This window comes from Kroppenstedtia guangzhouensis, from assembly GCF_014637345.1.
In the GTDB taxonomy this organism is placed as follows: domain Bacteria; phylum Bacillota; class Bacilli; order Thermoactinomycetales; family DSM-45169; genus Kroppenstedtia; species Kroppenstedtia guangzhouensis.
The window spans coordinates 1-14,568 of sequence record NZ_BMEX01000018.1 but is presented as its reverse complement, the minus strand read 5'-3'; the positions used below and the strand labels follow the sequence as shown (position 1 = coordinate 14,568).

Annotated in this window: 11 protein-coding genes; 9 read left to right on the top strand and 2 right to left on the bottom strand. The window is 50.9% G+C overall.

Features of this window, described 5'->3' with window-relative positions:
* The first annotated feature begins 49 nt into the window (after positions 1-49).
* From IEV46_RS15175 to IEV46_RS15155, 5 genes are all read left to right on the top strand, one after another.
* Complete coding sequence (locus tag IEV46_RS15175) at positions 50-418, top strand: group I truncated hemoglobin (protein WP_188433395.1); 369 nt, start codon at positions 50-52, stop codon at positions 416-418.
* A gap of 217 nt (positions 419-635) precedes the next feature.
* Positions 636-2,432 (top strand): ABC transporter transmembrane domain-containing protein, encoded by a 1,797-nt coding sequence (locus IEV46_RS15170; protein ID WP_188433394.1) that lies wholly within the window; start codon positions 636-638, stop codon positions 2,430-2,432.
* Positions 2,389-4,125, top strand: coding sequence for an ABC transporter ATP-binding protein (locus IEV46_RS15165; RefSeq protein WP_188433393.1), 1,737 nt, complete (start codon positions 2,389-2,391; stop codon positions 4,123-4,125). The genes IEV46_RS15170 and IEV46_RS15165 overlap by 44 nt, the downstream gene beginning before the upstream one ends.
* A gap of 17 nt (positions 4,126-4,142) precedes the next feature.
* The gene (locus tag IEV46_RS15160) at positions 4,143-4,646 is read left to right on the top strand and encodes a GNAT family N-acetyltransferase (protein WP_188433392.1); all 504 of its coding nucleotides are present in this window, start codon (positions 4,143-4,145) and stop codon (positions 4,644-4,646) included.
* A 167-nt stretch (positions 4,647-4,813) separates the two neighbouring features.
* Complete coding sequence (locus IEV46_RS15155) at positions 4,814-5,725, top strand: amidase domain-containing protein (protein ID WP_229736162.1); 912 nt, start codon at positions 4,814-4,816, stop codon at positions 5,723-5,725.
* Between the two features lie 139 nt (positions 5,726-5,864).
* Here IEV46_RS15155 and IEV46_RS15150 read toward each other — a convergent pair whose 3' ends face one another.
* Positions 5,865-6,719, bottom strand: coding sequence for a DegV family protein (locus IEV46_RS15150; protein ID WP_188433390.1), 855 nt, complete (start codon positions 6,717-6,719; stop codon positions 5,865-5,867).
* A gap of 154 nt (positions 6,720-6,873) precedes the next feature.
* Between IEV46_RS15150 and IEV46_RS15145 the strand changes: the two genes are divergently transcribed.
* Complete coding sequence (locus IEV46_RS15145; protein ID WP_188433423.1) at positions 6,874-7,338, top strand: tRNA (cytidine(34)-2'-O)-methyltransferase; 465 nt, start codon at positions 6,874-6,876, stop codon at positions 7,336-7,338.
* Between the two features lie 23 nt (positions 7,339-7,361).
* On the top strand, positions 7,362-8,081 hold the full coding sequence (locus IEV46_RS15140; RefSeq protein WP_188433389.1) for an HAD family hydrolase: 720 nt from the start codon (positions 7,362-7,364) through the stop codon (positions 8,079-8,081).
* Positions 8,082-8,131: 50 nt separating this feature from the next.
* Here the strand turns inward: IEV46_RS15140 and IEV46_RS15135 are convergent, their stop codons facing one another.
* Complete coding sequence (locus IEV46_RS15135) at positions 8,132-9,616, bottom strand: amidase domain-containing protein (RefSeq protein ID WP_188433388.1); 1,485 nt, start codon at positions 9,614-9,616, stop codon at positions 8,132-8,134.
* Positions 9,617-10,091: 475 nt separating this feature from the next.
* Here IEV46_RS15135 and IEV46_RS15130 point away from each other — a divergent pair, with 475 nt between their 5' ends.
* Positions 10,092-11,990 carry a PrkA family serine protein kinase gene (locus IEV46_RS15130; protein WP_188433387.1) on the top strand — a complete coding sequence of 633 codons (1,899 nt, stop codon included), beginning with the start codon at positions 10,092-10,094 and terminating at the stop codon, positions 11,988-11,990.
* Positions 11,991-12,030: 40 nt separating this feature from the next.
* Positions 12,031-13,182: a sporulation protein YhbH gene (yhbH, locus tag IEV46_RS15125; RefSeq protein ID WP_188433386.1), complete on the top strand. Its 1,152-nt coding sequence runs from the start codon at positions 12,031-12,033 to the stop codon at positions 13,180-13,182.
* Positions 13,183-14,568: the final 1,386 nt, after the last annotated feature.

Below are 14,568 nucleotides of genomic sequence, written 5' to 3'. Positions count from 1 at the left end.
TTTGGTATGGAGCCGATTGATCCCATCAGAGCCATTGGAGGGAATAAGCTTGGCCGATTCAGGAATATTTTATTTGCTGGGTGCCGATGAAGGAATCAGAAACATACTTCACGACTTCTATGATCGAATGTTTGCTGATGAGGAGCTGGCCCCTTATTTTGAAGGGGTTGACCAGGAGAAGCTTCGGAATCGGCATATCCGTTACTTCACCAATCATATGTTGGGACGTCATACTCACGAATACCGGGACAAGATCCTGCGGAATAGCCATAAGGGGTTAGGTCTCACCTTTGAACATTATGAACGTGCCATCCGGCATATTAACGCGGCCATGCGCAAATATAAGGTTCCTTTGGAGGCGAGGGTTTATGTGGAGACCTATTTCCGTGCTTTTAAGCCGCATATTATCGAAAAATAAATAATTGATTCTCTCACATCACAGGACGCAGCCGGTGCAAAATGCCCGGCTCTTATTTGAATCTTGGGGGAGAAAGGGCTTCCTCCGTGGTATAATCGTTTCGGAGACAGGACACTTTTTTCGTTTTGCAATTTTCCCACCCTTAAGACGATAACTTCAGCCGGACTTTTCCCGGTGTGAACGATATTTTACGGAAGCGAGAAGGAGATCGTGTCTGATGCGGATCTTTCAGGAATTGTGGTGGTTCTTTAAACAAGAGAAAAGAAGTTACATCATGGGTATTCTGATGCTGCTGGTGCTGGCGGTGTTGGAACTCTTTCCTCCTTACGTGGTGCGGCTGGTGGTGGATGTGATCGAGGGCGGGAAGGTGACGACAGACTTTCTCCTGAAGTGGCTCTCGTTATTGGCTGTCGCGGGGGTGTCCATGTATGTTCTCCGTTATGCCTGGCGTATTCTACTGTTCGGGGCTTCACGACGATTAGAAAGACAGATTCGAGGGGAGCTGTTCGCCCATTTCTCCCGGATGTCTCCGGGATTTTTCAACCGTCGGCGGACCGGTGACTTGATGGCTCATGCCACCAATGATGTTCGGGCCGTGGAGTTGACAGCGGGGGAAGGGGTGTTGACCCTGGTGGATTCCCTGGTGTTGGGTGGACTGGTGGTTCTGACCATGGGTGTCTTTATCAGTTGGAAGCTGACTCTGATCGCTTTGCTGCCCATGCCTTTCATGGCCCTGGCGGTCAGTCACTTTGGCCGTCTGATCCATGAGCGGTTTTTGAAGGCCCAGGCCGCGTTCTCAGATATCAATGACAAGGTCCAGGAGAACATCTCCGGTGTTCGGGTGGTGAAAGCCTTCGGTCTGGAAGAGAGGGAGAAGGAAGCTTTTCGGAAGATTTCACAGGATGCGGTGGATAAAAATATCGCCGTGGCCCGGATCGATGCCCTGTTTGATCCCACCATCAGTTTGATTATCGGTTTTTCCTACTTTTTAACAGTGGCATTCGGTGCTGTTTTTGTGGCGAATGGGGAGATCTCGATCGGGCAGTTGACCCAGTTCACCATTTACTTGGGGCAATTGATCTGGCCGATGTTGGCTTTCGGCTTTCTCACCAATATTATTCAGCGGGGAAGGGCCTCCTACGATCGGATTCGCACCCTGTTTCAGGAACAGCCGGAAATTGTTGATAAGGAAGGGGCTGTGAAAGAGCCTGCTTCCGGTGATCTTTGCATCGATCTCTCCGGCTTCACCTACCCGGGGGCGGAACAAACCGCCTTGGGGAGGATCGAGGTGAGAGTACCTTCAGGGGCCACCCTCGGGGTGGTGGGGAAGACAGGGAGCGGAAAAACCACGCTGTTCCGGTTGTTGCTCCGGGAATTTGAGGCGGAGAAAAAAGCGATCTCCATTGGCGGGGTGCCGGTGGAAGATTACACCTTGTCCGCTCTTCGGAGGGGGATCGGGTATGTTCCTCAGGACCATTTTCTCTTCTCTGCCACCATCCGGGAAAACATCGCCTTTGGAAAACCGGATGCCTCGGTGGAAGAAGTGGAGCAGGCCGCCCGCCTCGCCGGGATTCATGAGGATATCCTCCAGTTTGAATCGGGATACGACACGGTGGTCGGGGAGCGGGGGGTCACCTTGTCCGGGGGACAAAAACAACGGATCTCCATCGCCCGGGCCTTGCTCCTCGATCCGGAGATTCTGATCCTGGATGACTCACTCTCCGCTGTCGATGCCAAAACGGAAGAGATGATTCTGGAATCCCTGCGGGAAGAGCGGAGGGGGAAAACCACCTTGATCGCCGCGCACCGCCTGTCGGGGATTGAACATGCCGATGAGATCATTGTGTTGGAAGAGGGTCAGCTGATTGAACGGGGAACTCATCAGGAGTTGTTGGCGAAGGACGGATGGTATGCCTGGATGCACCACCGGCAACAACTGGAGTCCCTGATTGAGAAAGGAGGTGGGGTCGATGGTGATGCGGCGGCTACTCCGGTATCTCCAGCCTCATCGTAAGTCGATCACCGTGGCACTGATCCTCCTGTTGTTGGCCACCGCTGCTGAAGTGGCCGGACCGGTGTTGGTCAAAGTGTTTATCGACGATTACCTGATTCCCGGGAAGTTTCCGGTACAGCCACTGGTGTTCCTGGGATCAGCATACCTGTTTCTCCACTTTGCTGTAGCTTTTCTTCAGTACTTTCAGCAGTTTAGCTTTCACAAGATTGCGCAGCGGGTGATCCAGCAACTGCGGATGGATGTGTTCGGAAAGGTGCAACATCTGGGGCTCTCTTTCTTTGACCGGATGCCGGGGGGAGCGTTGATCTCCCGGATCACCAATGACACGGAGGCAGTTAAAGAGCTGTTTGTCAGTGTCCTGGCTTTCTTTGTCAAAGATATCGTCCTGATCCTGGGAGTCTTTGTGGCGATGTTCCTCTTGGATGCAAAACTGGCGGCCTACAGTCTGGTTCTCTTACCCATATTCTATGGATTGATGTACACCTACCATCGGCTGAGTCATCGGGTGTACCGGACAATTCGGCAAAAATTGAGTGAATTGAACGCCAAACTGAATGAATCCCTGCAAGGAATGAACGTGATCCAGGCTTTTCGGCAACAAAAACGGTTGCAGAAAGCTTTTGAAAGGACCAACCGGGATCACTACCGGGCCAATATGGAAAATGTCCGGCTGAATGGTTTGTTGCTCCGCCCTGCCGTCGACCTGATCTATCTTCTGACGATTATGGCGGTACTCACCTATTTCGGGATCGGAACGGATGGTGTGGTCCAGATCGGGGTGTTGTACGCCTTTATCAATCTGTTGAACCGGATGTTTGAGCCGGTCAATGAGATGATGCAGCAGCTTTCTTTTCTGCAGCAATCGATGGTCTCGGCTGCCCGGGTCTTTGAACTCCTCGATGAAGAGGAGACGGCTCCGACCCGGGAAGGGGAAGGGTGTCCGGAAATCAAGCGGGGGCGGATCGTTTTTGACGATGTCACTTTCTCCTACGATGGGCGCAACGATGTGTTGAAAAACATTTCCTTTACCGCAGAACCGGGGCAGACCGTGGCTCTGGTAGGACATACCGGCAGCGGAAAGACTTCCATCATCAACCTGTTGATGCGCTTTTATCCTCTGAAACGGGGTTCCATCACCATTGACGGTGTTCCCCTGACCCAGTTTACCGATGAGGAGCTGCGAAGGCGGATGGGGCTCGTGCTGCAGGATCCCTTTCTGTTTGTGGGGACGGTGGAAGAGAATATTCGCCTTTACCATCCGGATCTGACCGATGAGGAGGTTCGGGCGGCGGCTCGGTTTGTACAGGCGGAGGGATTTATCGAAAAACTGCCCCGAGGGTATCAAGAGCCAGTTGGAGAGCGGGGGGCTACCTTTTCCAGCGGACAAAGGCAGTTGCTCTCCTTTGCCCGGACGATGGCCCTTCAGCCGAAAATCCTGGTGCTGGATGAAGCCACCGCCAGTGTGGATACGGAGACGGAGGAGAAAATTCAGGAAGCTCTTTCCCGGATGCGTAAGGGGCGGACCACGATTGCCATCGCCCACCGACTGTCCACTATTCAGGATGCGGACTTGATCTTGGTGCTTCACCAGGGGGAGATTGTGGAGAAGGGCACCCATCAGGAACTGTTGGCCCAAAAAGGGCTCTACCACAAGATGTATCTATTGCAACAGGGTGTGTCTGAACCGGCATAAGAGAAAGGGGAGGCTATATGGAAATCCGGGTGTTGACGGTGGAGGATGCAGAGGAGTATTATTCCCTTCGATTGCGGATGTTGAGAGAGCTTCCCGGAGCTTTTGCAACCTCTTATGAAGAGGCAAAAGAAGAGGGGATAAAGCAGATGGTGGAGCGCTTGAAAAGCACCCGGGAGAATTTCATCCTGGGTGCCTTTGACGGCGACTGTCTGATCGGATCGGTGGGGTTTCTTCGTCAACAGAGGAACAAGCTGCGGCACAAGGGTTTCGTTTTAGGGATGTACACCCATCCCGATGTCAGGCGACGAGGTGTGGGGAAAGCCTTATTGGAAAATCTGCTGGCCCGAGTCCGAAGTCTGCCGGGTTTGGAGCAGATTCAGTTGGGGGTTGCGGCAGACAATCTTGCCGCTTTTCAGTTATACGCTTCCCTCGGCTTTGAAGCGTTCGGCAAGGAGCGGGAAGCGTTGAAATTGCCGGACCGTTATGTGGACGAAATCCATATGGTGTTGAAATTGAATTAAAACAAGACCTCTCCCTGCACCTTAGGGAGAGATCTTGTTGGTGTGCTTCCCTTGGCGATGCTTTTTCAATTGATCGCATACCTGAAGGGCAGGGCATCATATGATGGAAAAAGAGATGTGCCTTGAAGGGACGGTGCCTTATGGAAAATCGTTCATGGAGGCAGCCTGTGACCACCTGGTTCCGCGGGCAGAACCAGCTGTGGGTGGAGGGGGAGCCGGACCGCCTCTTTGATTGGATCTCAGACAGAGATGCCGACTGGGTGAAGGAGGAGCGGGATCGTTGGATTCGAATCCGGGAACAGCAACGGGAGCGGGGAATCCGACCTGTCAAGGGGGAGACCCGGATCCGGGTGTGCAGGGAAAAAAAGGACGGGGTCGGAATCCAAATGAGGGTGGTCGTCCATCAACGTCAACTTTATGGTTTGTCAGGACGGCTCTATGAACAGGAGGAGATCAACGGATATGATCTTGATCTGATCGAGGGCGAGGACGGATGGGCCATCACCGGGTGTCGTCAGGTGGAAAAGATGGATACCGGTTCAGATCAGGGATGGACCTACTACCAATCCCCTGATAAAGGGGAGGTGGCCGGATCCGGCTACAACCGGCTGCAGGCGGTCCAGTATGCCGAAACCTGGTGGAATGGATCCAATCCCCGTTACCAAAAGTTCGAAGACAATTGTACCAACTATATTTCCCAATGCATCCATGCCGGAGGGATCCCGATGGATTACAGTTCGCGACGCGACCGGGGCTGGTGGTACCGGGGAGGCTGGGAAAACTGGAGCTACAGTTGGGCGGTGGCCCATGCTTTGCAGGGGTATCTGTCCGGCGGGGGAATTATGAAAGCCCGTTCCGTGGGCTCACCGCAGGATCTGCAGCCGGGAGATATCATTTGTTATGACTTTGACGGAAACGGGAGGTGGGAACATAACACCATCGTCACCGCCTTGGATGCCTCGGGGATGCCACTGGTAAACGCTCACACCGTCAACAGTCGCCGCAGGTATTGGGATTACCGGGATTCCCACGCCTGGACACCCCGATGTAAATACCGCTATTATCATCTGGAGGGGTGACGACAGCCCCCAAAAGATCTCCGAGGCAGTTGTGTCACCGGGCCATTGGTTGAAAAAGTGATTCACATGTGAAACTCCAGGGATCGCTCAAGTTCTGCCACCGCGGTTGAGATTCGTCTTTTCCCTTCGATGGACGGGTTTAATCCCCGTTTTCAACAGTCTGGATCACCAGTCCGAGCAGACCCGGGCCGGTGTGAACCACCAGGGCGGGGCTGATCGAGCTGATATACAGTTCACACACATTTTCCAACTCTTTCAAACGCTCTTTGAGTGCTTCCGCCTCTTTTTCTGCTCTACCTTGGAGGATAGCGATCCGGGATTTGGTGGATTCGATCTGTTTCACGATCGGATCCATCAGTTTTTTTATCGATTGTTTTTTGCCACGGGCCAAGTTGTGAGGATAATACTTTCCTTCGACGTCGAGGGAGATGATCGGCTTCAGGTTGAGCATGGAACCGAGGGAGGCAGCCACTTTTCCGATGCGTCCCCCTTCTTTCAAATATTCCAGTGTATCGACAACAAAATATCCTTTAATCCGATTTTTTGCCCCCTCGATTCGGTTCAGGATTTCGAAATAGTCCAATTTATCTTTGATCAGTTTGGCGGATTCCAGCACGAGGAAACCGAGGACCCAGGATAAGCCTTTGGAATCGATCACATCGATCTTCATCCCCTTGAAATCTTCGGCCATCAGGCAGAAATTATTGTATGTGGCACTCAGACCGGAGGAAAGGGTAACCACTATACAATGAGTGTATCCCTCCTGTTGCAATTCTTTAAATGTTTGTTGGATATCTTCAGGGGAGGGCATGGAGGTTTTGGGAATCTCCTCTCCCAATCGAGCATAAACCTCCTGCGGCGTGATCTCCACCCCATCCCGGTATTCCCGTTCCCGATAGATGATGCGCAGGGGAACCACCCGGATCTTCCAGTGTTCCAACAGGTCGACAGGTAAATCGCAAGAACTGTCCGTCACCAGCGCAATCTTCGACATGATACTCCCCCTTGAGACAAGATATCCCCAGTATACGGCCTCTCCTCCCCTGATACAACAAGAATCAGGAGATTCGGTACCGGTTTTGTTGGGAATTCGATTCGTTTTTCGATACAATGGAAAAGGAATAGATCGGAAAGGGTTGGGAGAGTCCATGCCGTTTCACATCTGTCTGGTTGAGCCGGAGATCCCCAACAACACCGGTAATATCGCCCGTACCTGCGCAGTGACCGGTACGGTGCTACATCTGATCCGTCCCCTCGGATTTTCCACTGAAGATAAATATCTGAAACGATCGGGGATGGATTACTGGTACAAGGTGGATGTCCGGTATTATGACTCCTTTGCAGAGTTTGCCGCATCCTTTCCCGGGGGGCGTTTTTTTTGTGCTACGACTAAAGCACAACGAAGTTATACTTCCTTCTCCTACCGGGAAGGGGATATCTTCGTCTTTGGGAAGGAGTCGAAGGGGTTGTCCCCAGAAATTTTGAAACTCTATCGTGAAACCAATATCCGGATCCCGATGCGGCCGGTTGTCCGCTCCCACAACCTGGGGAATTCAGCGGCGATCATCTTGTATGAAGCATTGCGGCAGACGGATTTTCCTGGATTGAATTAAAAAAGGGGAGAGGGGCTGAAAGAGTGCTGAAGGTACTGTGTTTCGATCTGGATGGAACCCTGTTACCGATGGATACAGAGAGCTTTATCGGACACTACATGAAAGAGTTGGCTCCTTATATGGCAAAGATTCTGCCGGAGGACAAGCTGATTCCGCTGATCTGGGACGCCACCAAAACCATGATCGACGATCAAGATGACAGCCGCACCAATGAAGAGGTGTTTACGGAACGGTTTCTGTCCCGGTCCGGCCTGAAAAAAGAGGAGATCTGGCCGAGGTTTGATAAATTTTACAGGGATCATTTTCCGACATTAAAAAAATACGTTCAACCTTCGCCAAAGTCCCGACAAGTGGTACAAACCGCCCTGGATTGTGGGTACCGGGTCGCCGTCGCCACCAACCCCGTCTTTCCAAAGGAAGCGATCCGGGAACGGATGCGCTGGGCCCAAGTGGAGGATCTGGTGGAGTGGGTTTCCGTCTACGAAGAGACTCATTTTTGCAAACCACACCCTGGATATTACCGGGAGGTGGCGGCTGCCATGGGAGTTTCCCCGGAACAGTGTGCCATGATCGGCAACGATGTTCAGGAGGACTTGGTGGCAGGGACGATCGGCATGAAGACGTATCTGGTGACCGATTGCCGGATTGACCGCGGAGAGCCGGCTCATCAGCCGGATCAGGAAGGCACGCTGGAAGAACTGCTGGCCGATATTCAGAAAAGGAAGGGGATCTTTGCCTTCTGACCCAGAAATGAAGCCCCCCTGTCAATAGGAACAGGGGGGTGATCGTTGATTCAGTTTTTCACCGTGCCCATTTTCCAGGAGTAGACCTTATAGAACGTAAACCAGTAAGTGATGTCATAGTCTTTCCGGTCAGTGGTGTGATAGGTGGCATAAATTTTGCCGTTTTTGATCTTGGTGATGATGACACTGTGATTCATTCTACCGTCATCTTCAAAGTCGACACTGATGATGTCCCCCACTTTCACTTTGGAGCTGGAAGACTCATTGACGGCTTGGCGGGTCAGTTTCATGTGCCGGTAGAAGCTGTGGGCAACGGTCCAGGTCATGGATGGCTGTTTGCTGTCATAGTACCAGTAATCAGCCCAATCCCAACGGCTGCCCTTCCGCTCCTTAATACCCCCGGCCTTGACGACCTGGGAGATGAAATTGGTGCAATCCAGCTCGTAGGAGCGGTAGGCGGGGTTTCTGCCGTTCCACCACTTGTAGGCGTAGTCCACCGCTTTTTGCCTGTTGTATCCATTCTTTTCTGTGGTTAATGCAGGGGTGGTGGGGTCGGGCTGCTCCTTCTCTGGTGGCTCTTGGTTATTGTCGGAGTCGGATCCGTCCGTCGGCGTTCCAGACTGCTCTTTGTCTTGGTTTTCGTTGTCCTCAGAGGGATTTCCAGGTTGCTCTTTGTCTTGATTTTCGTTGTCCTCAGAGGGATTTCCAGGTTGCTCTTTGTCTTGATTTTCGTTGTCCTCAGAGGGATTTCCAGGTTGCTCTTTGTCTTGATTTTCGTTGTCCTCAGAGGGATTTCCAGGTTGCTCTTTGTCTTGATTTTCGTTGTCCTCAGAGGGATTTCCAGGCTGCTCTATGTCTTGGTTTTTGCTGTCCTCAGAGGGGTCTTTGGGCTGCTCTTTGTCCTTGGGTTGTTGCTTTCCAGGATTTTTCTCCCCGGAAGGTGGCTCCAGCTTAAGTTCGGGTCCGGGATTTTTAATCGGGAGGAGGTTGATCAGCTCCATCCGTTCCGCTTTGGTGAGACCTTTGGTCTTCGCTTTCTCGACCAGCTCCCGGATCCGCTTGTTGATCAATTTGTTTTCATATTGACTCACTTCTTTGGCATAATCCGCAACTGCTTTTTGTTCCTCGGGATTCAGATCATTCAGGTCCAATGCCGATCCGGTGACCTGATCCCTGTATTTCTTGTTGTCCAGATCCGGCTTGGTTGAAGGCTGTGGAGTTTTTTGCTTGACGATGTAGACGGCCTTTTGGTTCCGTTGGACGATCTGATCCTTGGAGGCGGAAATTTCTTTGTAGTAGGAAACGTTGTCCACCAGTTCCTCATCGGGCATGTCCGCCAATTCTTCCGTTGTGAGGTCATCGGCGGCGACTTGGCTTTGCCCAGCGGAGGGCTTGTCCGCTGTCGGCTTTTCGTCCGATTCAAAGGCTCCGGCATAGGCCAAGGATCCTACTACCAGAGCTGTTGCCGCTAAGCCGAAGATCCAGATGACTTTTGCCTTTGATTTCCGCTTTCGATCTTTTCGCTTTTCGTGCAAAGTGTTTCCCCCTTTGTTGAAGTTTGCGAATATATTGATGACGTAAAATCCTGTCAGACTGTAATCATCATAGATTTCAGCCGGGATAGGGTCAATAGACTTTTAAGACTATTATTCTTCCTCTGTTTAGACTTTTTTGGATAATATTAACTGGGGCATCCGGGTTGGATGAAATCCCCCAGTTTCCTGGTTGGACATCGGCAGTTCATGTCCGATGGATCCCGTCGAAGGGTGTGAACGGGCGTTTTTCGTTGAAAAGGGGTGTGCATTTCTTTGAGTAAAGGGAAATAGGTTGAAACATTGTCCCTCCCTTCGCATACATATATATCACCCCCAAAGGAAATCTCACTTTAAAAAATAGTTTTCAAGAGCGGATCGGCACGACGAAGATCATGTGCCAAGGGGGAACTTGGAAATATCCTAATGGACAATCGGCTTTCTCAAATCAGCGAACGGCAGCGGGGAGGAGGCTTCTATGGACATCCTGAAGCGCATCGCAGAGCAGCGGCAAAGAGAAGAGAAGCTGGCGTGGGAAGGGACGTTCGCGGAGTATTTGGAGATGGTTCGACAGCGGCCGGAGTTGGCCCAAACATCCCACTCCAGGGTTTACCATATGATTGCGGATGCCGGGGTGGAGGAGGATGAGAACGGAAATAAAAATTATTTGTTTTTCAGCCGGGAGCTTTTCGGGCTGGATCGAGCCATTGAACGTCTGGTGGAGGAATATTTCCATTCGGCAGCACGGCGGCTGGACGTCCGCAAGCGAATCTTGCTCCTGATGGGACCCGTATCCGGAGGAAAATCCACCATTGTCACCATGTTGAAAAGGGGACTGGAGCAATATTCCCGCACCGATGCCGGAGCGGTTTATGCTATCAAAGGTTGTCCGATGCAGGAAGAACCGCTTCACCTGATTCCAAGGTCGATGCGTCCGGGAGTGGAGAAGGAGATGGGAGTCCGAATTGAGGGAAACCTGTGTCCTTCCTGTCGCCTCCGTTTAAAGGAAGAATACGGAGGACGGATCGAAGATGTGCCGGTGGAACGGGTGCTTTTCTCAGAGGATGAACGGACGGGAATTGGCACATTCAGCCCTTCAGACCCCAAATCCCAGGATATCGCCGACCTGACAGGAAGTATTGACTTTGCCACGATCACCGAATACGGATCGGAATCCGATCCGAGGGCTTACCGATTTGACGGGGAATTGAATAAAGCCAACCGGGGCTTGATGGAGTTTCAGGAGATGCTGAAATGTGACGAGAAATTCCTGTGGAACCTGCTCTCCCTCACCCAGGAGGGGAATTTCAAGGCGGGCCGGTTCGCTCTCATTTCCGCTGATGAACTCATCGTGGCTCACACCAATGAAGCGGAATACAAATCTTTCATCTCCAATAAGAAGAATGAAGCACTTCAATCCCGGATCATCGTGATGCCGATTCCTTACAACCTGCAGGTGTCCGAGGAGGAGAAGATCTACGCCAAGCTGATCGGCCAAAGTGATCTCGATCACGTTCATATCGCTCCTCATGCCCTTTATGCCGCCGCAGTCTTCAGTATCCTGACCCGATTGAAGGAATCCAAAAAGCAGGGGATGGATCTGGTCAAAAAAATGCGTCTGTACGATGGAAAATCGGTGGACGGATATAAGGGGGCTGATCTGGAGGAACTGCAAAGTGAGCATTTGAACGAGGGAATGTCCGGAGTTGACCCCCGGTATGTGATTAACCGCATCTCCAGCGCTCTGATTCGTACCGACTCAGATTGTTTGAATGCATTGGACATCCTGCGGGCCATCAAGGAGGGGCTGGATCAACATCCTTCCATTACCAAAGAAGAACGGGAACGTTATCTTAATTTTATATCCATTGCGAGAAAAGAATATGATGAACTGGCCAAGAAAGAAGTGCAGAAGGCTTTTGTCTATTCATACGAAGAATCGGCCAAAACTCTGATGGATAACTACTTGGATAATGTGGAAGCATTCTGTAACTGGACCAAGATCAAGGATCCCCTGACCGGGGAAGAGCTGGAACCCGACGAGAAACTGATGCGCTCGATTGAGGAGCAGATCGGTATTTCCGAAAATGCCAAGAAAGCCTTTCGGGAGGAGATTCTAATCCGAATCTCGGCTTACGCTCGCAAAGGGAAAAAATTTGACTATAACAGTCATGACCGGCTACGGGAGGCGATTCAGAAAAAGTTGTTTGCTGATCTGAAAGATGTGGTTAAAATCACAACTTCCACTAAAACCCCTGATGAAAACCAGTTGAAGAAGATCAATGAAGTCACAGCTACTCTGATCGACGAGTATGGATATTGCCCCACCTGCGCCAACGATTTGCTCAAGTATGTGGGCAGTCTGTTGAACCGCTGACCCTTCCGGCGAAATCGCAGGGAATGGGAGGTGAACGGATTTGTCGAACCACAATTTCATCGTTTCCAGGGAGGACTGGTCACTGCACCGCAAAGGATACCAGGATCAGATGCGTCATCAGGAAAAAGTGAAAGATGCCATCAAAAGAAATCTGTCAGACCTGATCAGTGAGGAAAGCATCATTCTCTCTGATGGCAAAAAATTGGTGAAAATTCCGATCCGATCCATGGAAGAGTACCGCTTTCGTTACAATTACAACAAGGGAAAGCATGTCGGTCAGGGGAACGGGAAATCCCAGGTGGGAGATGTTCTTGGACGGGAACCCGCCAGAGCCGGTTCTGGCAAAGGCCGCGGAGCGGGGGATGCACCGGGTCATGATGTGTATGAGGCGGAAATCTCAGTGGAAGAGTTGGAGGAGGTTCTGTTTTCCGAGATGGAGTTGCCCCGGTTGCAACGGAAAGAAGAGAATGAGATTCAGGTGGAGGAGATTCGTTTCAATGATATCCGCAAAAAAGGGTTGATGGGCAATATCGATAAGAAACGAACCCTGCTGGAAGCTCTGAAACGGAATGCCATTAAAGGAAAACGAGGCCTCGGCCGGATCTCGGAAGACGACTTGCGGTTCAAGACGTGGGAGGAGGTCGTCATCCCTCATTCCAATGCTGTCGTTCTCGCCATGATGGATACGAGCGGTTCCATGGGCATATTTGAGAAATACATCGCCCGCAGTTTCTTTTTTTGGATGACCCGTTTCCTTCGCACCAAATATGAAAAAGTAGAGATTGTTTTTATCGCCCATCACACCGAAGCCAAAGAAGTATCCGAAGATCAATTTTTCAACAAAGGGGAATCCGGCGGCACCATCTGTTCCTCCGCCTACCGCAAAGCCCTGCAAATCATCGATGAGCGCTATCCACCCAGCCGCTACAATATCTATCCTTTCCACTTCTCCGATGGGGACAATCTCACTTCGGATAACGAACGATGTGTCAAACTGGTCGATGAACTGATGAATCGCTCCAATCTGTTCGGGTACGGTGAAGTAAACCAGTACAATCGCCACAGTACCTTGATGACCGCTTACCGTCACATCCGGGATCCGAAATTCATGCACTATGTGATTCGGGAGAAAGGGCAGGTCTACGATGCGCTGAAGCACTTCTTTGAGAAGAAAGGGAAGGAGGAGGGGTGAACGGCCGGAACTGCAAAACGGGGTTCAGAGTGGACCCAGGTCAGGAACCGTCTTCGGGAGACGGTTCTTTTTCTTTACATTAACGGTCGCCTTTTGCGCTTTGATTACGCTGGGGAGCTTCGGGACTACTTCCTTCCGTTGCTTCTCCCGGATTTTCTCTTTGGCGATCTTCGTTTCAATTTCCTGTATAGGCGCAGTAAAGCCGGGTGGGGAGCGGTTCCTGCCCGGCTTTTTTTGTTTGGTCCTTAAGTCTTGATTCAAGGTTCAGGCCTATGGCACATCCAACCCCTAAAAGAACACTCACACAAGATACACAGGCGCTCTGGTTCCTGTTTGAACTCCTCATAGGTACGTTAGAAACCCATCAAAAGCCCAGTACAAAGCCATTTCTTCATTGTCCTCATCATACAGAAAATACTCTCAAAGACAACCGGATTTTCAAATTTCCCTGTTACACCAGGTAATTCAGTCATTTGAAGATTGTCGTCGTCCCCGGGGTTTTTACATCACCGGAGATCGACGACAAGTTTGCATATCCTCACATGAAACGTGTATACTAAAGGCAAGAGAGAAGGATCAGGGAAGCCCCACCGTGGGCCTGTGGCCGGTTGCGAAGCACCACCTTCACAACCGGTTTTCACCTACCCAAACCAGGGGTCAACGCTACCTCTTCCGGTGGCGATCATGCCAGTCCAGGAAGAAGCGAGCAACGGCCACAAGTGCGACAAAAAACGCCGCAATAGCTTGAAACCATTCCATGCGCCTCACCCCCTTTGCCGTGAACTCGGCCCAGGCGGTGAGGCTTTTCCGTTCTCTCTTGCCTATGAATAGTTTACCATGTAGTGGTAGAATGAGCTAGACATAGTTGATGAAAACAAAACCGACCCCAGGATTTCCGGATTCTGAGGCCGGTTTTTGTTTTGTCTTACTTACGACTTTCTCTTTACCCAAATATGGATTGGGTAAAGAGAATTTCCGTAATCCCTTGCATTTTCTTTACCCAACACACGAAAAAAGGGCATAAATCAACTTTACCTAACACGTAAAAAGCAAGATGAGAGTAATGGAGGTAATCCCAAAAAAACTCGAGGTGCAACTGTGGAACTGAAATCATTTGTGGAATGGTTGAAGGAACATGGAAAACGAAAGCGGACACAGGAAGGATACCAAGGCGTTGTAAAGCACTGCCGGACGACACCGACCGAATGACGCCTTTGCTTAACAAAAAAATACTATTTTTCATTCAAATTGACATCAAAACCGAAACGAATGCTCGAATAACTAGTGCCCTGTCAGGCCACCTTGATCTTCTTTTGTTCACGTAAGATCGCCTCATGACGTTTATTTTTGTTGCGCCATCGGATGTAAGCCCGAATTTGGTTAAAG